This window comes from Paenibacillus sp. FSL R7-0331 (genome assembly GCF_000758645.1).
Classification (GTDB): domain Bacteria; phylum Bacillota; class Bacilli; order Paenibacillales; family Paenibacillaceae; genus Paenibacillus_AQ; species Paenibacillus_AQ camerounensis.
This window is the reverse complement of record NZ_CP009284.1, coordinates 1274017-1294981: the sequence shown is the minus strand read 5'-3', so window position 1 is coordinate 1294981 and position 20965 is coordinate 1274017. Positions and strand designations below refer to the sequence as shown.

The 20965-nt window shown below is 49.0% G+C and carries 19 protein-coding genes; 5 read left to right on the top strand and 14 right to left on the bottom strand.

Annotated elements, in window-relative coordinates:
- Positions 1–846: 846 nt before the first annotated feature.
- The gene (locus tag R70331_RS30350; protein ID WP_052418935.1) at positions 847–8118 is read right to left on the bottom strand and encodes an S-layer homology domain-containing protein; all 7272 of its coding nucleotides are present in this window, start codon (positions 8116–8118) and stop codon (positions 847–849) included.
- A 368-nt stretch (positions 8119–8486) separates the two neighbouring features.
- On the opposite strand from R70331_RS30350, the gene R70331_RS05485 reads away from it, so the two are divergent.
- On the top strand, positions 8487–9152 hold the full coding sequence (locus tag R70331_RS05485; RefSeq protein WP_042173543.1) for a pentapeptide repeat-containing protein: 666 nt from the start codon (positions 8487–8489) through the stop codon (positions 9150–9152).
- Here the strand turns inward: R70331_RS05485 and R70331_RS05480 are convergent.
- Complete coding sequence (locus R70331_RS05480; protein ID WP_081947825.1) at positions 9145–9630, bottom strand: SprT family protein; 486 nt, start codon at positions 9628–9630, stop codon at positions 9145–9147. The genes R70331_RS05485 and R70331_RS05480 overlap by 8 nt on opposite strands.
- A gap of 130 nt (positions 9631–9760) precedes the next feature.
- Here R70331_RS05480 and R70331_RS05475 point away from each other — a divergent pair, with 130 nt between their 5' ends.
- Entirely contained in the window at positions 9761–10120 is a 360-nt protein-coding gene (locus R70331_RS05475) for a hypothetical protein (RefSeq protein WP_039870372.1), read from the top strand.
- A gap of 113 nt (positions 10121–10233) precedes the next feature.
- A complete protein-coding gene (gene cmpA, locus R70331_RS31440) occupies positions 10234–10371 on the top strand; it encodes a cortex morphogenetic protein CmpA (protein WP_156131079.1) in 138 nt (45 codons plus the stop codon).
- Positions 10372–10475: 104 nt separating this feature from the next.
- Here cmpA and R70331_RS31435 read toward each other — a convergent pair whose 3' ends face one another.
- Positions 10476–10646 (bottom strand): hypothetical protein, encoded by a 171-nt coding sequence (locus R70331_RS31435; protein ID WP_156123784.1) that lies wholly within the window; start codon positions 10644–10646, stop codon positions 10476–10478.
- 166 nt (positions 10647–10812) lie between these two features.
- Complete coding sequence (locus R70331_RS05470) at positions 10813–11304, bottom strand: DinB family protein (RefSeq protein WP_042173539.1); 492 nt, start codon at positions 11302–11304, stop codon at positions 10813–10815.
- 253 nt (positions 11305–11557) lie between these two features.
- Here R70331_RS05470 and R70331_RS05465 point away from each other — a divergent pair, with 253 nt between their 5' ends.
- Positions 11558–12112: a CGNR zinc finger domain-containing protein gene (locus R70331_RS05465; RefSeq protein ID WP_042173536.1), complete on the top strand. Its 555-nt coding sequence runs from the start codon at positions 11558–11560 to the stop codon at positions 12110–12112.
- A 195-nt stretch (positions 12113–12307) separates the two neighbouring features.
- On the opposite strand, the gene R70331_RS05460 is transcribed toward R70331_RS05465, so the two are convergent.
- From R70331_RS05460 to R70331_RS30345, 3 genes are all read right to left on the bottom strand, one after another.
- Entirely contained in the window at positions 12308–12691 is a 384-nt protein-coding gene (locus tag R70331_RS05460) for a nuclear transport factor 2 family protein (protein ID WP_042182209.1), read from the bottom strand.
- 964 nt (positions 12692–13655) lie between these two features.
- Positions 13656–14534, bottom strand: a complete 879-nt coding sequence (locus tag R70331_RS05450) for a hypothetical protein (RefSeq protein WP_042173533.1) — start codon at positions 14532–14534, stop codon at positions 13656–13658.
- A 117-nt stretch (positions 14535–14651) separates the two neighbouring features.
- Entirely contained in the window at positions 14652–15083 is a 432-nt protein-coding gene (locus R70331_RS30345; protein WP_052418934.1) for a hypothetical protein, read from the bottom strand.
- Between the two features lie 381 nt (positions 15084–15464).
- Between R70331_RS30345 and R70331_RS05440 the strand changes: the two genes are divergently transcribed.
- Positions 15465–15842 (top strand): DUF4181 domain-containing protein, encoded by a 378-nt coding sequence (locus R70331_RS05440; RefSeq protein ID WP_042173531.1) that lies wholly within the window; start codon positions 15465–15467, stop codon positions 15840–15842.
- A 298-nt stretch (positions 15843–16140) separates the two neighbouring features.
- Here the strand turns inward: R70331_RS05440 and R70331_RS05435 are convergent, their stop codons facing one another.
- From R70331_RS05435 to R70331_RS05405, 7 genes are all read right to left on the bottom strand, one after another.
- Positions 16141–16422 (bottom strand): hypothetical protein, encoded by a 282-nt coding sequence (locus R70331_RS05435; protein ID WP_042173529.1) that lies wholly within the window; start codon positions 16420–16422, stop codon positions 16141–16143.
- 177 nt (positions 16423–16599) lie between these two features.
- Positions 16600–16905 carry a hypothetical protein gene (locus R70331_RS05430; protein WP_042173527.1) on the bottom strand — a complete coding sequence of 102 codons (306 nt, stop codon included), beginning with the start codon at positions 16903–16905 and terminating at the stop codon, positions 16600–16602.
- Positions 16906–17026: 121 nt separating this feature from the next.
- On the bottom strand, positions 17027–17374 hold the full coding sequence (locus R70331_RS05425) for a hypothetical protein (RefSeq protein ID WP_042173525.1): 348 nt from the start codon (positions 17372–17374) through the stop codon (positions 17027–17029).
- Between the two features lie 158 nt (positions 17375–17532).
- Positions 17533–17790 (bottom strand): hypothetical protein, encoded by a 258-nt coding sequence (locus R70331_RS05420; protein ID WP_052418933.1) that lies wholly within the window; start codon positions 17788–17790, stop codon positions 17533–17535.
- 277 nt (positions 17791–18067) lie between these two features.
- Entirely contained in the window at positions 18068–18820 is a 753-nt protein-coding gene (locus R70331_RS05415) for an amino acid ABC transporter ATP-binding protein (RefSeq protein ID WP_042173523.1), read from the bottom strand.
- Entirely contained in the window at positions 18820–19575 is a 756-nt protein-coding gene (locus tag R70331_RS05410; RefSeq protein WP_042173520.1) for an amino acid ABC transporter permease, read from the bottom strand. Before R70331_RS05410 ends, R70331_RS05415 begins: the two co-directional genes overlap by 1 nt.
- Before the next feature lie 43 nt (positions 19576–19618).
- Positions 19619–20950, bottom strand: a complete 1332-nt coding sequence (locus R70331_RS05405) for a CapA family protein (protein ID WP_042173517.1) — start codon at positions 20948–20950, stop codon at positions 19619–19621.
- Between the last annotated feature and the right edge of the window lie 15 nt (positions 20951–20965).

Sequence of the window (20965 nt, the reverse complement as noted above, 5' to 3'; positions counted from 1 at the left end):
ACAGACCAAGTTTGTTGCAGACCAAGCTTAGTGCAGACCAAGCTTGTCGCAGACCAAACTCGTCGCAGACCGAACTTGTCGCAGACCGAACTTGTCGCAGACCGAACTTGTCGCAGACCGAACTTGTCGCAGACCAAGCTTGTCGCAGACCGAACTTGTCGCAGACCGAACTTGTCGCAGACCGAACTTGTCGCAGACCGAACTTGTCGCAGACCAAACTTGTCGCAGACCGAACTTGTCGCAGACCGAACTTGTCGCAGACCGAACTTGTCGCAGACCGAACTTGTCGCAGACCGAACTTGTCGCAGACCGAACTTGTCGCAGACCGAACTTGTCGCAGACCGAACTTGTCGCAGACCGAACTTGTCGCAGACCGAACTTGTCGCAGACCGAACTCATTAGTTCGATTTTCGCCAACTAATTTAGCGATTTCAGCTGATTTCTAATGATTAGGTGGAAAAACGACAGTTAATCTAGTCAAAAACCCCTTCAAGCCGTAAATCAGCAAGATTAAGCAGCCTTTTTCCAACTAAACCTCTCCCCACCAAAGTTTCCGGAGAATTAAGTGACTTTTTTCCAATTAGCGATAATGAAATGCTGTAAGCGGATTTCATCTAAGCCACATTAGCGATGCAGCTTTGGAGTGCAACATTAGAGAAGTAACATTAGAGAGAAGCAACATTAAAGATGCAACATTAAAGATGCAATATTAGAGATGCAATATTAGAGATGCAATATTAGAGATGCAATATTAGAGATGCAATATTAGAAAGGCCGCCGCCCAAGGAATGGGGCTTCCTGAGGCGGCGGCTTTTTGGGTGCTGCATTAAGGCAGGATGAACAGGATTAGTCGTTCAGCAGCCTACCGGCCCGCAGCAGCCGGGCCAGTATGACCGCCGCTTCGGCGCGGCTGGTGACGGTCTGCGGTGCGAAGCTGCCGGAAGGCCGTCCCTGCATGATTCCGCCGGCGGTCAGGGTATTCACCGCTTCCTGCGCCCAGGAAGTGATGTCGGCAGCGTCGGAGAAGCTGCCGGTGGCGACAAAGGCCTGGCTCGCTAAGGCCGGTGCGTCACTAGTTGGAGCCGTGCCGGATACGGCGCCTTCAAGTTCGGTAGTTACTTTTACAACACTTGCTGCGGTGGTGACTCCAGGTTTGGCGGCTACTGTGGCAACACTTGCTGCTGCGGCGGCTCCAGGTTTGGTAGGTACTGTTGCAACATTTGCTGCGGTAGTGGCTCCAGGTTTGGCGGCTACTGTGGCAACACTTGCTGCGGCGGCGGCTCCAGGTTTGGTAGGTACTGTTGCAACATTTGCTGCGGTGGTGACTCCAGGTTTGGTAGTTACTGTAGCAACATTTGGGGCGATGGTGGCTCCAGGTTTGGCGGCTACTGTGGCAACAGTTACTGCGGCGATGGCGGCCCCAGGTTCGGTAGTTACTTTTGAAACTTTTACTGCGGCAGTGATTCCAGGTTCGCTAGTTACTGTGGCACCACTTGCTGCAGTAGTGGCTTCAGGCAGGGCTGAAGCTGACTTCATCAGCTTCAGTGCTCTGGCGGCCATCACCGCCAGCTGCTCCCTGGTGACCGGAGCCTCCGGACGGAAGGTTCCGTCCGCGTAGCCCTGCACCAGGCCCAGATAGGCAGCCGCTTGGGCATCGGCTGCGAACCAGGCGCCGGCCGGCACGTCGCTGAAGGCTGCGGCATCAGCCGCAGACTCCGGCAGCAGGCCAAGCGAGCGCACCAGCATGGCCGCGAATTCGGCCCGGCTGACGGTTTGCTGCGGCGCAAAATTACCGGCGCCGGTGCCGTTCAGGATGAGCTTGCCTGCCAGCAGCTCAATCTCGGTCTTGGCCCAGTGGCCGGAGAGGTCGCTGAAGCTGACCGGATGCAGCGCAACGGCTATAACGCCCCCGGCCATACTGCTCTTAACGGTAACCTTCGTTACGCCGCCGGCCGTCTCAAACAGGGCTGGCACATACCGGAAGGTACCAGTCTGTGCGTCGTACAGCAGCGCTGCTGCGCGGTCTGCACTGACCGCTTCGTCCACGGTCAGCGTCCGCTCTGCGTAAGCAGCGCCGAAGCCGCTGACCGGCACGGCGGCTGCGCCGCTGCCGCCGAGTACGCTCAGGGTGAAGCCTGCCGGCACACCCTTCACCGCAAGGGCCTGCTTGCCTGCGTCGGCAAGCAGCTTCTCAAGCGCTGCGCCGCCAAGCGGAGCCAGCGCAAATTCCAGCGTGCCGTCCGCAAAGCCGGCCGCCTCAAGCACCCTTTCCGCGCGGTGCAGCGGAAAGCGGTACGCCGCGGTGCCGCTCGTGACCACGAGCACGGCGCCGGGCACTGCCGCAGCCGCGCTCCGCAGGGCGGCTGCACTGAAGCGCGCCGTGCCGCCGGCACCGGCAGCGACCGTGATCTCGCGCTGGCCTGCGGCAGCAGCAGCGCTCAGGCGGGCGTCACCGTCCGCCGCAGCAGCGCCAGTTCCTGCGCTGCCGCCGGAGCCTCCGGTGCCGCCGGGGCTGCCGGACTCCGTATCGTCCGGCTTCAGCACAGCCAGGTCATACACCCGTGAGCGGCCGTTCACACTCACGCTCAGCAGAGTATTCCCTGTTGCAACAGCCTGCAGCCTGCCGTCCTTAAAGCCGGCTATACCTGCTTCTGCAAAGCTCCATTCAGCCTGTGCGGTAAGATCCGCGCCCGCCTGATCCAGCACCTGCAGTTCAGCAGCAGTCCCCTGCTTCAGGGTAAAAGGCCCCTTCTGCCCGTCAGCCAGCTTAATAGTGAACGGCTTAACGGCAGTAGCGATGCCCTGATTCTTCTCGCGAATGGTGAACCCCGCTGCCGGATTAGCCAGCAGGTTCATCCGCTCCCCGCGGATAATCAGGTTGTCGATGAGCAGGCTGCCGGTCAGGTCTGGCGTCACTTCCACACCGCTTGTGCCTGCCCCGTCAATCACATTGTCAGTTAGCACAACGCCGTCCAGCCTCATATTGCCGTGCGCAACCAGCCCGGAGAAGGTACTGTCCTGTATCGTATTGCCACAGATCTGCACATCGGCATTCAAATTGCTCTCGCCTGCGTACAGCCAGATGGCTCCTAAATTGACGCCATAACCGGAATCATAGCTGCCCGTACGAAGCAGTGTATTACGTTCCACCACTGTAGTTCCACGAAAGGGCTCTGCCGAGAAGCGGGTCGAAACGGCAATGCCCGCACCGTTCGTTACGGTGTCTTTGACGATATTATCCTGAATTTTGTTGTCCCTGCCGCCAAAGACGACGATATTATCAGCCAGCCAAGGCAGGGCAACGGTATTGAACCGGGCAGTATTACTGAAGCTCGGCGTCCGCTCACTGCCGTTAACGTCACTCAGTTTATCATCGGTAAAAGACCACATGGCGATCCCGTCATCACCCGGGTAGCGGATGTCGCTCTGCTCCATCATGCTGTTGCCTGTGCCCACGGCAAAGTTAATGCCGTCCGCCATCAGGTTACGGATGCGAAGGCCAACCATATGCAGTCCGTCTGTCCGGACTTGCTCGCCTCCCGGCTGGGTCAGCCATAGTCCGGCCTTCGTATGCTCGATCCAAACGTCCTGGATGAGAGAGCCCTGCCCGAACGCCCCATGAAAAGCGTTCGTATCCGCCTCGTCATCACGCACATTAATACCGCCCTCTATTAGCAGATCATGTACGCTGATCTCGCCTCCGTGACCGTAGAACTTGGCCCCGTTCAGCGTCGTATACCACATCCCAGCCCCGCGGATGTCTGCACTATACAGGTCAAGCAGGCCGTCGCCGACATTGAAGCTGCCTGCCGGGAACCAGACACCGCTGCCGGCTGCTTCTGCCGCAGCCAGCGCAGCCTTGAAGCCTGTAGTATCATCTCCTTCATCATCAGGGACTGCGCCGTAATCCGTCACAGACAGATAGCCTGCCGGCATCTCAAGTGCTGGAGCAACCTGCTCCAGCTCTGCCAGATCAATGACATAAGAGGCTGCCTGATCCTGCGCACTTTTTTCCAGACGGATTACAGCCCCTGCCGGAGCCTCACCGATTAGGGCATGAATCTCGTCAAAGAAGCGGTGGCCGCTGCCCTGCCTTGGATCATTCGACCACGGATAGCTGCCGTATTCCCAGGCATATTTGGAGGTCAGGCTCAGCTCCTGACGTTGGCCGTTCACCATCAGCGTAAGTGTCTCCTGCGCCCCTGCCCCGTCCGGACTGTCCGGGATGGAATAACGCAGCACGATAGCGTTCGCTGCTTCAGCCAGGGTGAACTCGACATAATCGCCGGTATCCTTAAGCACCACCGCCTGCCGCCCGGAGGCTTCCGAGGCGACACTGCGGTATTTGCGGGACGGACCTATAAGCTCGCCGTTCGTAACTGCATCCTCTGCCTCATAGCTGATATAAGGCACAGTTGCCCCGCGATAGGCTTTCGCCACACTTTCCTTGACCGCGAGACTCTCAACGGATACCTTACTCCAGTCGGCATCGCCGCTGCTGAGCGTAACCGTATTAATACCAGCTCTCAGCACTAGCTTTACAGTTACCGTGTGCCAGTCACCGGCAGCCGTCAACGCGGCTGTACCCTGCGGGAGTCCGTTCACGGTTACATCCAGATCTGCACCTGCAGAAGCTGCATATTTATAGCGAAGCACCGTGCTGTACTCTCCAGCCTGCTCCGCATGTACAGCAAACCGCAGCAGCCCGTCGCCATGGAAGGCATCCTTGCCGGGATACACAATATCCTTAGGCACCGGCACGAAGCTCCACTGCTCATTGCTGTCCACTGCGAATACTGTGCTTCGGTCTGCGCTGCTGATCAGCATCCGGCCAAGCTTCTCTTCCATATACCACTGTGCTGCTGTTGTTTCCCCGGAAGCAGCCAAAAAGGCAGTGCCCTTTTCATTTAATGAGAGATAGTACCCGGTCTGCACATTTTTAATCCGTTTACGTCCGTTGTAATCCTGCACCAGCCACTCTGCATGGGCAGACCGGTCGCTGCTGTCGGCATAGACGGGCCGTCCGTCCTTCTCCGCCAGTACTTTCCCTGCCGGAGATTGCGGAACAATCGTCACAACGTTGGTATCATCCTGCACCGGTGTGGAGGTATCGCTGTTCCGCACCTCACCGTCCGGTCTGTTGAATTCCGCCGGCGCTGCTTCCAGCGCCCACTGTGCAGTTGCTTCGCTGTCCAGCAGCAGGGCGCGTTCTGCATAGCCGGTTTTATTTTTCAAATTAATCAGTTCATCGTCATATTCCCCGTAGAGACTGCGGATCAGGTAGTTGCGGTAATCTGCAGCCAGACCTACCTTCCAGGCTGAAGCACCGCGGGAATCCGGCTCAGCGCTCCCTTCCAGGAAAGAATAATCTTCATTAAGAGTCAAGTAATGACCGGTAGCCCGGTTCACAATGAACTGACCGACCGCTCCGCCCGTAATCGTCCAATGCGAGTAGCCGTTATCCGCCGCAGGCTGACCGTATAGCACTACACCATGCTCATTCTCGTAGAGGTAGTCGCCGGTCTGCGCGTTTTTGATTCTTAGCGGATCAGCCGGAACCGCCGGCGGAGCCTCTGTTACCGCTTCAGCAGTGAATTGCGCGCTGTCCATGCCGGATGCACCCGCTGCCTTGCTGATCCGGATGACCGGTTCGCCGCCCGCGCCGGATGCACCGTACAGATAATGACCGGCCCAGGCGCTTTTAATAGTAGAAACGCCTGATGGCTGCATATCAACCACCCACCGGATGCTGGCCCAGACATCGTAGACCTTCTGCTCTGTAGGTACAGCAAGCTCAGGGGTCTCCTGCTCGATAGCCTCACCAAAATTTTGCAGCGACAGATATCTGCCTGTGCCTCTATTCTTAATTTTCACCGCCCCGTTTGTACCAGGGATTTCCTCCAGCTGCCACACAAAGCTGTCATCTTCCAGGTCAAGCGTGCCGTAAGTCGCCTGGCCCACTGTCAGGTCAGCTTCAGCAGTGACGGCGGAATCCGCTGCTGATTGCAATTCTGTCTGCTCCTCAGCATTTTCCGCCTGCGCTGTCTGCTCAGCAGATGCGCCTCTCTCCGTGGCCAGCGCACTCTTTTCATCAGAACCAGTATTCTTCACCTCCGGCCCTGACTGCTGAGCATACACATCCTCCGTAACCGAAGCCCCGCCTTCAGCCGGCTTCCCCTCATTCTCCTGTACAGCCGGAACAGGACCATCTAGCAAATACTGCTCTTCCCCGTTCACACTGTTAAGCTTGAAGCGGAACAGCTCCTGCTTCTTCTCTGTTACCGGAACAAATCTCCATTTGGGGCTGCCCCAATCCGGATTAATAACGCCGTACTCGGCATATTTGGTCAGGTTTTGCAGGGAAATATATTTCTCAGGACGTTTGCCCGGCTCCTTATCGAGCACACTGGAAATGACGTAGGTGCTGTCACCGGTATTTTTCCCGGTCCAGATATAGGCCTGATCCACATTGGTTTTGCCCGCCAGCGGGCTCACCTGAATATGTCCGTCCGGCATCTGCGCTATATTGATGTAGTGGCCGGTCTTGCGGTTCTTGAACAGCTTGCGGCCGTTATATTTCTCCACCAGCCACTGGTCAGAGCCGTCCTCCTGCATATTGCCGTATTTCAGCAGCTCTTCCTTGCTCTCGTACCAGTAAAAGGACTGCCAGCCGTTCTGAATCCGGTAATAATGCTCAGCGTTATCTGTCGGGGTGCCCGGGTCCAGCAGCTGCCACTGCGCCGCAAGTGTACTGGCATCCGTTCCGGCTCCGGCACCGCCGCCTGCCAGCATCGCCAGATAGACGCCCGGACTCTGCACATTCCCAATCGTCTGATAATCATCGTAATCATCCGATTCATTGAATACCCACCGGTCGGAAGGCTGACTGCCGCTGAGCGCCAGTGCTTTTACCGAACCCTCTGTATAAGAGAGATAGTGACCGCTCGCCGCATTGCGCAACCGTTTATGGCCGTCGTAATCCTCGATATACCATAAATAGCTGTTCTCATTTGCCGCCTCCGGTACAATCACTCCATGCGCCAATGCTCCGCCGGAAGCTTCATATAGGTAATCCGCCGCCGTCTGCGCATCGGTATAAGCCGCTATCCGCACAGGCTGCAGCTCTGTAACCGGCACGATCGTCCACTGCGCACTGTGATTGCCTGCCCAGCCCGGCCAGTTGTTGGAGCGTACATTGTTATCGTCACCGTACTGCGGATTCAGCCACAGCTCTTTGCCCCCGTCTGTCAGCCCGTAATTGCGCAGAGTGATGTAGCCTGCCCCGTCATCGCCCAAGGCTGCCTCCTGAATCCATTCGCTTAACCCTATGTCAGCCGGATCAATTGCCTCAGCCGCAACACCGGACCAGTGCTCCGTATTCTGCTTGATATAATGCCCGGTTGCACGGTTACGGATGGTCAAGGTTCCGCCAGCCTCCCCAGGCTCCAGAAACCACTGCGCGGCCTCATTGCCAAGCGCTGCTGTGCCATAGCGTACCTTGCCTTCCTCTTCATACATCACCTGACCGGGACGCATCCGGCTCTCCAGCCGCACCGCAGGTGCTGCGCTCAGATCAATAAAAGCCCACTGCGGACTCTCAAAGGTCACATTAATATCCGGGCTGACCTGGGCATAGCCGAGCTGATTCTCCTGATGGATGACCAGCTTGCCCTCCGGCGCAGTTGCACTGCGGATGACCATGTACCCGCTTCTGTTCGAAAGATCGATCAGCCACTGCTCGGATACGTTCCCTCCACCTGCACTAGCTGCTGCTTTTAGGGAATCCTCTTTGCCGGCATTACCGGCAAGCGTGATGTAGTGGCCTGTTTTGACGTTTTTGATCCGTGATACGTCGTCCGTTGTTTCCACTCTCCAGTGTGCAGAGGTATCCGCCGGATTAGTCATCCCGTACCGGATGATCCCTTCGCCGGTCTCATACAGATAATTGCTTTTCCACTTGTTCTTGATCAGGACTGTGCCTGTTGGAATCTGCCCCGCTCCTGTTCCCCCAACTCCCGCTGCCCCCGCCGGACTCCCGCCCGCGCCAAAAGCAGACAGATCCGGCAGCATAAGCAGCAGCACCAGCAGCCCCGTCACCAGCGACCTGAACCGTTTCATAAATGCGCCCCCCTCTAAGCAAAAATGGACTTCCCTTCCATCTTAGGTTGACAGCGTTTGCAAAACGAGGTGTGTTTGTACCCGGCACAGGTGTATTCATACGGAGATCTGACTGGCTAAGCGGTCTATACCTGCTATCAAACAGATAAAGCAGCAGCCGCGGAAAAAGCAACGTTCAGCTTGTTCCGGACTGCCGCTATATTATAGAAGTAATTAATTTTCGGTGAAAAGCAATATGGCCGTCCTTCATCACTAATCTGACGTTTCGCACAGAATGTTTGTTTGCATTCAGGAGAGCGTTTACCGCATAATAATTACCAGATGAAGGTAATCTTCATTTATAAAACGTTTGTTACCTGGAGGCTTATATGAAGAACAAAAGTGATAAAGCGGATAAAACCGATAAAATCGAACCCCCGAAGCTCCCAGACCCCGCCCTCCTGCCGCAGCAGCCGATTGATGCCCTGCAGACCAAGGAGGAATACAGCCGCTGCCAGATCAGCGATGTTCAGCTGGAGTACCAGGAGGCCGAGAAGGTCTCTTTTGACAAGGTATTATTCAAAAATGTAATTATCAGCGAATCCTCACTCCGCGCTATTGAGCTAACGGATGTCGTTTTTGAAAACTGCGACTTCTCTAATGTAGATTTCAGCGAGGCCTTTATCCACCGTACTGAATTCAGACAATGTAAAATGATCGGAACCGATTTTACCCGGGCCCGCTTTCAGAATGTCTCTGTGACCGATTCGCTATGCGATTTCGCCAGCTTCCGGTTCGGCAAGCTTAAGCTTACCGCCTTCGGGCAGTGCTCGCTGAACACCGCTGATTTCTATCAGGCTGACTTTCAGAAAGTCGCATTCGATGAATGCAAAATGGACCAGGCCGTCATGGCCGGAGTCAAGCTGAAGGATACCGATCTGAGCAGCTGCGAATTCACCGGTCTGCAGGTAGATATCGAAGACTTGCCGGGCTGCATTATTGCTGCGGATCAGGCGGCTTCTTTTGCCGGGCTACTGGGTCTTGTCATTAAGTAGCGGATTCTTTCCCCGCTTCCAGTGTTATTAGCTTCAGCTTGCCGGAACATTTGCCGCACCGGTAGCGCGCCGGATCGGCCCGCCGTTTGCGCGGATATTCCATATCGCAGGCTGTACACACCAGCTTGTACCGGTAAGGCTGCGGTTTACGCGCCTTGGCCCCGGGAAGCGTCTGACAGTAGCGGCTCCCGCCGACTTGGGCCAGCAGGCTTTTAAAATCAGCATCCCGGTGCATATAGCCGCGCTTCGCCAGATGCAGATGGTAGTGACAGAGCTCATGCTTGATAATTTTCTCCGTCTCCTCATGTCCGTTAATAGCAAGCTGCTGCGGATTGATCTCTATATTATGACTTTTGGTAAAATACCGTCCGCCCGTCGTCGTCAGTCTGCTGTTAAAGCTGGCCTTGTGCCGGAACGGCACACCGAAGCTGCTGAGCGATATCCGCTCAATCCACTGCTGCAACTCCTCGTTACTCATACTGATGCTTGTACCGGTCATAGCGTCCGCCCCCTTTTAACAGTGCAAAAATAACATCACCTCTTGAATTGTAACTTGCCCATAGGCTACACTGTCAAGAAGGAAGACAAGTACGGAGGGAGAAGAAGTTATGCCAAAAATGCGGTATGTAATCTTGCAGCAGCATCAGGAACTGCAATTTGTAGAAATGCCAGAGGAATATGCGTACCAACTGAGTGCGCTTAATCTGCGCCTGAATAAGGAGATCGACAAGCTGACCGCCGATAATGTGCCGGATCTGCCGCTTGCGGTTGCGGAGTGCGATGCGCTTGAGCTTTTGCGTGAAGGGTATGCGCTGGAATCCGGACTGGGGTATATCAACCGGCTGGAGAGCGCTTTTGCTTCCATTCAGGAGAAGGAATATCCGCTTATCTCGCTGCTGACCGAAATCCGTGCGCTGCAGGCGCAGCTTGAGCAGTGGTACGAAGAGGAAGAAGAAGGCGTGCATTAGGCTTTTTTTGTAAAAGACGGATCAAGCAAATTGTTATCCGCTGCCGCACCATTGGGCCCCTTTATCCATATGCTATCTGTACATAGGATGCATGCTCGTAAGGAGGGGTACATTTGCCGCAGTGGCTCTGCAATCAGCTGATGAAGGCTTATTTCAAAAAAGACCGGCGCCAGATCAAAATGCTCAACGAATGCTGGTTCTTTTATCGAAACTCCGGTGATTCCCGGGAATTTGTCCAGCGGGATGTATAAGTGGAATAGAACGATGTGCACAAGCAAAAGCCGTGTCTACCATCAGGTAGGCGCGGCTTTTTGGGCTTAGGCGTTACTCTAGCGAATGTCCGCTCACCCTCTAATTAAAACATCGGGAAGACGTACCGCACCAGGAAGAACAAGATTCCGAAGATAATAATAATGTAGGCTGCGTATTTAATAAAGGTGGATGCGACAGCGCTGGAGTCCGAGTGCTTGCGTACCTCCGTGCGTTCAACCTCAACACTTCTATCCTTGTAATTCGGATCCATCATCAACCTCTCCCTTCGGTTATCAAGCTGTTATGACATCCATTAACCCCGGATTTTTCAGGTTGAAACAAATAGCCGTACCTCAAGGCGTCTGAAATGTATTCAGGCGGCCGGGGATACGGCTGGATGATTGATGTGCAATGGATTCGTTATTCTAAGCAAGCCAGCCTTAATTAAAACTGCGGTTCGACGGCCAGGAGCCCTGCAGCTTGCGGATCAGCACAATTTGACCAGTATGGTAAAAATCATGCAGAATCAGGCTCATTACCTCTTCGCCCGGAGCATGTCCGGAGCCGCCCCAGTCGTAGGCGCCTTCTTCCAGTGCTTCGATGATCTCCCGAAGAGAGGCATGGACCGACTTCAGCTTAGTAACGGCCTGTGCCCAGGCTTCTTCCCCGCTCTCTGTCACGGTAAAGGTGGCATCGTTGTTTTCCAAATCCGGAAGCTGCTCTAGCCCCTTAAGCTTGCGCAGCAGACGCTCCTTGTAAAAGGTAAGATGATTCACCGTCTCCCAGATTGAGTTGCCCGCTTCGCCCGGCTTCCAGACTGCCTGCTCGGCATTAACACCCTCCAAGGCATCACTCAGCGGCGGCGCCCAGTCCTCGGTGTCCATGGCATAGTCCCAGTTCTCTAGCAGTACTTCGCTTATTTTGTTTTGCATGATTTACCTCCTGTGGTTTTAATAAAAGTTAGCGTAATGCACTTGATACACTCATTGATTATCCGGAATTCATGATTCAGCTCTGCCTTAGCTGCTACTCAATCCCGTAACCACTTAAAGTCCGATATAATCGTTACAACGAGAATATAGCACAACTCCATGAATGAATCAAGTAACTAGCAATAACCACTTTTAACTGTTACAATCAAGGAAACAATAAGTGCCGGAATAGTTGCGGGAGGAGGGGTGATCAATGCTTTGGGATGATTATATTAACAGCTACTGGCGGGACTGGCGGACTGGTGACCGCAGTGGTGACCGCGACCGTCTGGACGATCCGCAATGGCTGGCAGAGTGGCTGGAACGGCATCAGCTGCCGGCAGCTGCACCGGCAAAGCCGGAGGAATTACAGCAGCTTAAGGAGCTGCGCAGTTTGCTGTGGGAGGAAGTCCAGCAGCTTGCACAGGGAATTGCCCCGGATCAGGCACTGCTTGACCAGCTGAACAGCTATATGACGGCTGGTCCGGTTATCCGGCAAATCGTCCGTAAACCGGACCAGCCTCCAGAGCTTGCCCTCCTGCCACAGCAGAGCGGTTGGGGGCAGATCATGGCTGAGATCGCAGCATCTTTTGCCGGGGCCGTGCTGGAGAAAGAACTGTCCCGTATCCGTATCTGTAATAATCCTGACTGTCTTTGGGTTTATTATGATGATACACGTAACCGCTCAAAGCGGTATTGTGATGATAAGTTATGCGGAAATTTGATGAAGGTGCGGCGGTTCAGGGCGCGGAGGAAAGCTGGGGGGTAGATTATTTATTACTTTTTATGGAGTGCAACCGTACGAAGTGCAACGTAATGTACGTGCGCAGTAGACGCATACTGTGCAGTATGGGAGGAATAGTACAGCTTATCGCGGCAGCTCTGAACTAAAACCAAAGTTATAGACTGCCGCTGTTATTTTTAAACTAACGTTCCCAGTTAGCTTAAAAAACGTGTGGTGTACTCAACTGTAATCTTCAATCAACGAAATTTTTCCTTCATTAATCTCGAATGTTGTCTTTCCTTTTAATTGCAGCTTATCGCCACTCTTTAATCCGTTAGGAAAGTCTACGGCAAGAATACCTTCATAATCGATTCCGACCTCTACTTTGTCATTTATAACACTGTAATCGGTAATTGTCTGGCGACGACTGGAGAACATCGTTGACGACTGTTCTGCCAACTCCCTAAATGCTTGTATTCCTCTGGTCTCCGTTGTAGTTTCTCCATTGGAAATATTCCTGAATATAATGTCATTATGTAAGAGTTCAACCATTCTTTCAATTTCAAATGAATTGTATGCTTCAAGATAATTTTCAATTATGTCCCTTATTTCTTTACTAACCATAACCATATTCCTCTCCTTTACATAAAAGATGATACCCTTGTTACCTAGGCAACTTATTCTCAATGTAATAATACTATATATTGCAACTATCTTGCCCGTTAGCTTAATGAAGCCTTTTCAACGAAACATAGTGATTATTGCGCAGTACGAAGATATACTGCAGTAGACGTATACTACTCACTAGCGAATTCCCAAAGAACTCGTTTTGAGGGCTCCAATATAAAAACCAACAGCTGTCTTTCACTGAGAAAAAGCGTCTAAACTAATGTTGGTTTATTGAACGTTTTCCGTTAGTTCAATACCTTGGTGTATAAACATGGTCTGTATCAGTATCAATTACGAAATCAATCCCTTCTTTGTATACTTCATAAATTAATTCAAAATCAAACAGTCTACAAAAGATGGCTGGAATATCCATGATATTTGTGCAATGACTTTTAACAATAATGTACATATTTTTTAATTCTATAATTGAACATGTTTTGCCTATAAGCAGTACATTCTCAAAGTAACCATCAATTTCGACTATCACATCAATCACTGCTGGTTGCTAACCAGCCCATAAGCTTATAGTTTTTTACTTTCATTGGCTGTACTTAGATTCCGAAGTGAATAATCAATTGGTTATTACCTGAAGCTTTGGTAGCCAAGTCAATTAATACTTCTAATTCACTCTGCATTATTTCTCGTTTTAACCAATTTCTCGTCTGTTCCCAGTAGCCCTCTTCATTCTCTTCTTCTTTCCAAATAGTATCTCCCCTTGTTGAGAAGAAAAAATTCGTGGGTTAAACTCATACAAATCACCTGGGATGACCCGTCTTAATGTATTGGATTTACATAAACTATATTAGCACATATCGGAATCAAACTGCCCGTTAGATGAGCAAAAAGCAACCGATCGACGTGATCAGCTGCTTTCGTGATTTCATTGGATTAACATTTCCCGCAAGCGTAAAAAACTTTGCTATTTTAAACCCACGAAATCAAAAAGGCTATATAAAATCTGTAGACTTCTTATCGGGCTTACTTCTCCTTCTTTATGTTCTAAGTTATCTATGGCAAGATGTGCCCGCCGATGTGTCTGACCCAAATAACCTGCACCAAACCCGTGGCAACCTCGTGCTAATGCCCAACCAAAGGCTATACACTTATTACTTCTCATCATTGTCGCTTTCATTCCAGTTGAACGTTTCCAAGCCCACAATATTGACAAGTTTATGAAATAAAAGATTTCATCCTTCCAGTCTTCTGGAGGAACAGTAAAACCTTCATTCTCCAAGAGTTTCCCCATTTCCTCAGCAGTCAAAATATAGGGGCCGTTCAATAAATCATATCCCATTCTGTCTCGAACTGTAGGAGTATGCATAAATGGTTTCATATAATTGGGGTTTACGCTCCAAAAACTTCGATCAAGCTCTGTAGCATATGTAGGCATTTGAAGAAGTTCTGGCTTTACAATATCCATCTCATTTAATGTAGGAAACCACGTAAGCACTTTGGCAGTACGTCCAGATGCTTTTCCGAGATATTCGAGCCAATACCCACTCTCGTCTTCAATAGAAAGATATTTAAGCATAGGTTTTAGTTCATAAAATAATCTTACAACTTGTTGGTGAATCTCAGTTGTAGCAAATCCCGTTTTTACAAAACCAGAAAAATTCTGATATTCATTAAATTGTATAACGAGAGATTCGCAATTTGGGTGTGGTGAAACCATGATTGAATTGTGTTCATTACTGTTAATCTGCCACTTGTTACTCCGTGCGTAATCTTCTATGTATCGTAATATTTTTACTTCATTTACTTTTTTAGCTGTGCCTTCATAATGTATCGTAGATCCCATTCTCCACCTCATATGGCCATTTTTCTGATAATATTCTTCTATAATATCACCTAAGTGATAACCGAATGGCCCGAAACGTGAACAATCATGTTAGCTCAAGTCAAACTTAAATGACATCTATGATGTGCTGTTGAAATTTTCTTTTGAAAGTTTGTAATAAAATACAATGTTGTCCTCAGAACCATTAATAATTCTTTTATTTACTTTCGCAGGAGGGTACACCTCGGTATTTGAACTGAATATTAATGCTAGTGCGTTTTCAAAATGATTACTTATACCCCATTTTCCACCTATATTCTTTCTCATAACTTCTCCAACATAACCACCAAAAATCTTACTGATTTGAGTGATTTGCTCCTCTGAAGGCCCTTTACTAAATAGTTTTTTCATACCTCGAGGAATTCCTTGGTGGTACTTTTCTAATATTTGATCAACTTGATTCAGACTATTTTCAGAAAAGTCTAAGCTTATTCCATGTTGTTTTGCTAATTCTACTGCATCTTCAGAATAAGCAATCATCATGTCTTGGATGGTAAATTGAGTTGACATTATCGATTCCTCCTTATATTTATACTGTACTCCAGATAATACCTTATTTAAGAATTTCACAAGCTCATCTACTAAAGTATTCGAGAACAGATTTAGCTATCCTGCCGTTAAGTAACAAGAAAACAGCTGATCATCTGACCAACTGACAAGATGCTTTATTCAATTAACGTTTCCAGTTTGTTGAATATGCATCCTTTCTTTTATTACACAATATCTTCGTACTGCGCAACAATCACTATGTCTCTCGATGAAAAAACATGTATTAAACAGGCAGGTTTAGCGCAACATTCATTTATTTCAACTTCCTAATTAATGGTATAATTATCATGTCTTAAAAGGCTTTAGAGTAATGTTTATTAAGCATACTGAAAGGGGGAGTTTATGACGTATTCAATTTCAAATATACAATCTACGGGTTTATCAATTTCATTATTATTGATACTTTTAGCCTTAATAGATCTAACTATAAAGAAGTATTTCATTGTAGAAGAATTAAATAAAATTTCAGATACTATTGGAAAGAATATCAATAGGTGGGTAAAAGGACTACTTGCTGTCATTAGTTTTTGTATTTTCTTCTTCGTTTTGGATACAACAAATATCAATTCACTTAAGTGGTTCTGGTTAATATTTTTTATAGTTGCCATGGGGCAACATGTCTTTACCGAATGGAGGTATTTGAAAGGCTCAAAAGAATACGTTATTTCACTTATTAAATTAGCAGTCGGATTAATATACATTTTAATTTTTATTTTCTGAAATTATTGGTTTTTTAGCGTTTGTTAAGATGGCTTACTTTAGTGAAAATTGATTCAACTAGCTGGGAACGTTAGTTCAACAAAACAGTGACAGCCTATGACTCTATTTTCTCATTCAGAGTTGCCGGCGATTAAAATTTTTGACCAACGTTCCCCCCATTACTGCGCCGTTTGCGTCAAATGCGACATAAAACCTCCACTTATCTTGTTCAACTAAATATCCCTGCCCTTTAATTAGACCAAAGCAGCCGATCACATGAATCAGCTGCTTTCTTGGTATTATTGAACGTTTCCTGTTATTAAAGGTCCGGTAATGAATCGATATGTGATTCGACTTCAAAAATAAAATCTTCGAGGCTATCGGAGTCAAACCAACCACACTTTTCATTGATTCTATAAAGCCCTTGGAAACCATGATAGTCAATCAATACTTTCCAACCGTCTCTTGAAATCATCGCCTCTAATATCTGACAGTAATTAAATAAACATTCAACTTCCGCTTTGTCTAATAAATTAGAATGCTGATACTCGGTTCCATATGGTTCTGGATAAATTCGATATGCAAGCCACTTCTTATCCACCTTTTGCAACCACCTTAGCTCTATAGATTAATACACCCTATTCTACCATGAATTGTAACTAAACCTCCCGTTAGCTTTATAAAATTTTCCATCGAGAGACATAGAGATTGATGCGCAGTACTTGAAAATAGTGTTATATGATGTTACTGCTATATTCAATTTACTTTCAATCAAATTTCACTTTATTAACTGGTTTATTTTATGGATTGCTATATTCATTCCTTCATACAATTCTGTTACTGACCGATATTCTTCTTTGAATACTGGGTTGCTCCATTCTGTGTTCTTGATAATATATATAATAAAAACGCCGTTAAGAGTTAAAGATCTGCCATACCACCCGACGTCAATTAAATATCCCTCGGGATATTCGACCATAAACATATCTTCATCTAACCATTTAATATCAGTCATATCTTCCGGACTTAAATTATAAGAGTTCCATTTAACAACTCCTGGTCTGAAATCAAGGCTTTCAAACATATTTATACCTCTCCCACAGTTGTTTATTATTAAGCCGTTTAATACCTCGCAGTAATTTCATATAACGTGATACTCACGATATTCATACATATTCCTTATCAAAAAGTAATTCGCTTAACGATTAATCTTCCACCGTTAGTATAGAATATTTCTCAAAACTAAGTACATCATCAATTGCCTTCCCACTAAAATCTTGAATGTAGTGGTACTGGGCAATCAGGCTTTCTTTAAAGTACACGTCTAATGTAGTTTGTAAGAATTCAATTGGTGTATCAAAACTACAATTAATGACCAGTGCAAAACGTTGATTTGTTAGCTCTATGGATGAGAGATCCTCATTTCTGAAAGCTTCAAAGTAATCTTCAGGTTCCTCTTCCTTCCAAGTATTTATCCAATTCCAGCAACTCTCTCTTGCTTCCTCAAAGGGTTTCTTCTCATCTATAAATTTTCTTAATTCAGACGTATCCAATTAAACCGCTCCTTTGTTATAGGAATCCTTATGACATACAGTACGAAGTAATCGCGGAGCATCTACCATACCCTACATAGGGTAATTCATTCAAACTCAAAAAAATACGCACCCTCCATTTTCCTGCACACGGAGAGCACGTACCTATGATAGTATTTTTAATCCCTAACCACCGCCATCTCCCGCTCCAGCTCCGCCTCGATCTCTGCATTACTCACTACTGCTTCTTTTGCCTCCGTAATCCCCAGGTGCTGCTTGATCTGCTTCAGATCGCTTTGAACTTCCCTCACTCTGGCGTGAATGCTGAACAGAAAACCGAAACCTACGGCAAGCATCGTGAGCAGCCCGTATGGGCCAAGGAAGGAGGATATAATGATAGCGGTTACAATTGCAACGATAGTTCCAAGTATAATCATGTGCAATCTCCTCATCTCTAAAGGATGTACTAAATTCAGCGCGACTTAAGAAAATTCCGGCCAACAAAAATAGGTATGTCCCTTTCTACTTTATAATCCTAATTACATCTCTGCAAACACAAAAGTATCATTTCGTACAAGTTTCTTCAGCAGACTAAACCTACATTTATAATATTTACCAGTTTAATTATTATTCGTATCTTTTACTTTACAATAAAAAACCCCGGAAACACGCGGACTGGCGCGTTCTCCGGGGCTTCTGCTATTTAGGTTAATCTTACTGATTGCCGGTTTTATTGCGGAAATAGTTGTGCAGGAATTCTTTGGCCCGCTCGGATTTGGGATGATTGAACACCTGATCCGGAGTGCCTTCCTCCACTATCTTGCCTTTGTCCAAAAAGAGTACCTTACTCGCCACCTCATACACAAAGCTCATTTCATGCGAAACGAGAATCATCGTCTGGCCGGTGGCCGCGGTCTTTTTGATGGTCTGAAGCACTTCGCCAACGAGCTCAGGATCAAGCGCTGAGGTAGGCTCGTCCAGGAGCAGCAGCTTCGGCTTCATCGCCAGTGCGCGGGCAATGCCCACACGCTGCTGCTGGCCGCCGGACAGATGCTTCGGATAATAATGAGCGCGGTCCGACAGCCCCACTTGCTCTAATTGCTCTAGGGCAATTTGTGCGGCTTCGCGGTCATTTATTTTTTTGACAATCTTCAGGCCTTCCTTGACATTATCCAGTGCTGTCCGGTGCTGGAACAGATTGAAATGCTGGAAGACCATGGCCGTCTGCTTCCGCAGCTCCAGCCGCTGCTTGTTCGTAATCGTACTGAAATCGACCTTGAAGCCTTCCAGATCCAGCACACCCTTATCCGCCTGCTCCAGGCAGTTCAAGGCACGCAGGAAGGTCGATTTACCTGCACCGGAGGAACCGATCAGGGCGACGACATCGCCTTTTTCAATCTCAACCGAAAGATCATCCAGAATCAGATTTCCGTGAAAGGACTTGGATAAGTTACTTACCTTGATCATCAGATTCCTCTCCTTCCCCAGGAAAACCAGCCGCTGCGGTTCACTGCTTGTGCGGAGTCCGGAATAGAGAATCTTCTCTCCATATATCTGAGCAGCTGTTCAATGATAATGGTCATGACCCAATAAATAATGGCGAGTGCGAGATAGACCTCGAAGAAGCGGAAGTTGCTGCCCGAGATAATTTTCCCCTTGGCAGTCATTTCAATCACACCTGCAACAAAGGCCAGGGAAGTCCCCTTCAGCAGTCCGATTAAGGCATTGCCGAGCGGCGGAATAGCCACCACAAGCGCCTGGGGCATAATGACTCTTTTCAGCACCTGAAGATAGGTCATCCCCAGGGATTCTGCAGCCTCGATCTGTCCTTTATTCACCGATTGCAGCGCAGCGCGGATGGTCTCGGAATTGTAAGCCGCTTCATTGAATGCGAAGGTAACCAGAACAAACAGCATAGCCGGCACGGCATTGATATTGTAATCTGTCCCATACTCCTGGTTAATGAATTTCAGCAGCAGCGGTATCCCGTTATACGTCAGGTACAGCTGTACAATGATGGGTGTTCCCCGGATAAAGGAGATAAAGACCGTAACAAGCTGGCTTAGCACAGGGATTTTTTTCATTCGGATAATCGCAAACAGCAACGCAAACACAAGGCCGACTATCATTGAAATGACAGTGATTTGCAGACTCACAGGAAGGACCTCTAACAGACGAGGTATGGATGTGAACACCGCGTTTATATCAAAAATCTCTCCCATGCAGATTTACTTCCTTCCACGATGAATTAACATGACGCCGTTCCTAACATTTTTTGACGGTCAGACGCTGGCCCTCATAAGTAATTTCCGTATGATACCGTTCTTTACTTACCGCATTCAGCCGTTCAACCAGTGAGTTTGCCGCTGCTTCGGAAGCTAGTACTGGCAGACCGCGCTTAGTCACCGTCGGATGGGTCAGTCTAAGATCAATCGGAATCAGGTGATAATCAAACCGGTTGTCTTCCACGCTAAGATCGAACATAACCAGGAAGTTCTCCGAAAATTTGCGGTCGCTGTAAAAGCCTTGCCAGTTCCCTTCACTGTCCTTGGTTCTATTCTTGTGCAAGGTAGACGGAGCTTCATTCTCCGCATATCCGTAGGCGGTGAACATCTCTGGAGAAACAATCGATTCGCCCGCCTCAAACTCCATAAACAGACTGCCCAGGTTGTAGAAAATAGGCTGGCCCTTGTACAGCTCCACGCCTCTGGTGAAGTGACATCCATGCCCGAATACACAGCTTGCCCCTGCGTCCACCGCACCCCGTGCGAAGGTTTCAATGAACGCTGCCGGATAATCGGAGTACCAGTTCTCGTTCTCCCCTTCATGCGTGTGCAGGCTGACGAATACGTAATCAGCGCGTTCCCGCGCATCCTGGATCGTACGGAAGATTTCCTGCTGATCCTGCTCATGCGCTGCCGTTTTGACACGGGAATGCTCTCCCTTTTCAAAGGTTAAATAGCCTTCGAACAGGGAGCCGAACTCATAGTGATTCTCCGATTTGCTCTTATAGGTCTCGATCCGCTTGCCTTCCTCCATACTTGGAGCAATGCCGATCCGTTCACTGATTTCTTTTAAAGCGGCAAAATCCTGATCGTTCACGACATACGTACGCGACCAGCGGAGTGGGTTAACGCCCGGACGGGCCGGAACTCCGTTACCCGGATTAGAGGCTGCAAAAACCTCACTTCTCGTCACATCAATAGTGATAATCGCAATCCGTCCGTCTGGTGTATCGATAAAGACCGGCTTACGGGCTTCATGCAGACTCATGCCAACCCCCAGAGGGAATAGTCCGCGCGCTTCCGCTTCTTCAATGGTATCGACCATGCCCTCAACGCCGTAATCACCCGTGTGATTATTCGCAAAGCTGACATAACGGATATTCAAATGCTTGAATTCATCCAGCGCCTTCGGGCGCACGCTTGTCTGATAGCCGCGGCCTGCAGCCGGAGCTGTATTCCGTCTTGGCGTTACAAACTCTGCATTCGTAAAGGCCTCATCGGCCCCCTGCAAAAGAGCAAGCAGCTCCGGGTCCATCGTCTTATATAAATTGCTGCTGGAAAACAACGCATCTCCCGAGACTAGAAATTTCATACGATCCCCTTTCTG

What these genes read in the sequence shown, in the direction of transcription:
- R70331_RS30350 (WP_052418935.1), bottom strand. Translation starts at nt 8,118, where the DNA reads ATGAAACGGTTCAGGTCGCTGGTGACGGGGCTGCTGGTGCTGCTGCTT.
- R70331_RS05485 (WP_042173543.1), top strand. Translation starts at nt 8,487, where the DNA reads ATGAAGAACAAAAGTGATAAAGCGGATAAAACCGATAAAATCGAACCC.
- R70331_RS05480 (WP_081947825.1), bottom strand. Translation starts at nt 9,630, where the DNA reads ATGAGTAACGAGGAGTTGCAGCAGTGGATTGAGCGGATATCGCTCAGC.
- R70331_RS05475 (WP_039870372.1), top strand. Translation starts at nt 9,761, where the DNA reads ATGCCAAAAATGCGGTATGTAATCTTGCAGCAGCATCAGGAACTGCAA.
- R70331_RS31435 (WP_156123784.1), bottom strand. Translation starts at nt 10,646, where the DNA reads ATGATGGATCCGAATTACAAGGATAGAAGTGTTGAGGTTGAACGCACG.
- R70331_RS05470 (WP_042173539.1), bottom strand. Translation starts at nt 11,304, where the DNA reads ATGCAAAACAAAATAAGCGAAGTACTGCTAGAGAACTGGGACTATGCC.
- R70331_RS05465 (WP_042173536.1), top strand. Translation starts at nt 11,558, where the DNA reads ATGCTTTGGGATGATTATATTAACAGCTACTGGCGGGACTGGCGGACT.
- R70331_RS05460 (WP_042182209.1), bottom strand. Translation starts at nt 12,691, where the DNA reads ATGGTTAGTAAAGAAATAAGGGACATAATTGAAAATTATCTTGAAGCA.
- R70331_RS05450 (WP_042173533.1), bottom strand. Translation starts at nt 14,534, where the DNA reads ATGGGATCTACGATACATTATGAAGGCACAGCTAAAAAAGTAAATGAA.
- R70331_RS30345 (WP_052418934.1), bottom strand. Translation starts at nt 15,083, where the DNA reads ATGTCAACTCAATTTACCATCCAAGACATGATGATTGCTTATTCTGAA.
- R70331_RS05440 (WP_042173531.1), top strand. Translation starts at nt 15,465, where the DNA reads ATGACGTATTCAATTTCAAATATACAATCTACGGGTTTATCAATTTCA.
- R70331_RS05430 (WP_042173527.1), bottom strand. Translation starts at nt 16,905, where the DNA reads ATGTTTGAAAGCCTTGATTTCAGACCAGGAGTTGTTAAATGGAACTCT.
- R70331_RS05420 (WP_052418933.1), bottom strand. Translation starts at nt 17,790, where the DNA reads ATGATTATACTTGGAACTATCGTTGCAATTGTAACCGCTATCATTATA.
- R70331_RS05415 (WP_042173523.1), bottom strand. Translation starts at nt 18,820, where the DNA reads ATGATCAAGGTAAGTAACTTATCCAAGTCCTTTCACGGAAATCTGATT.
- R70331_RS05410 (WP_042173520.1), bottom strand. Translation starts at nt 19,575, where the DNA reads ATGGGAGAGATTTTTGATATAAACGCGGTGTTCACATCCATACCTCGT.
- R70331_RS05405 (WP_042173517.1), bottom strand. Translation starts at nt 20,950, where the DNA reads ATGAAATTTCTAGTCTCGGGAGATGCGTTGTTTTCCAGCAGCAATTTA.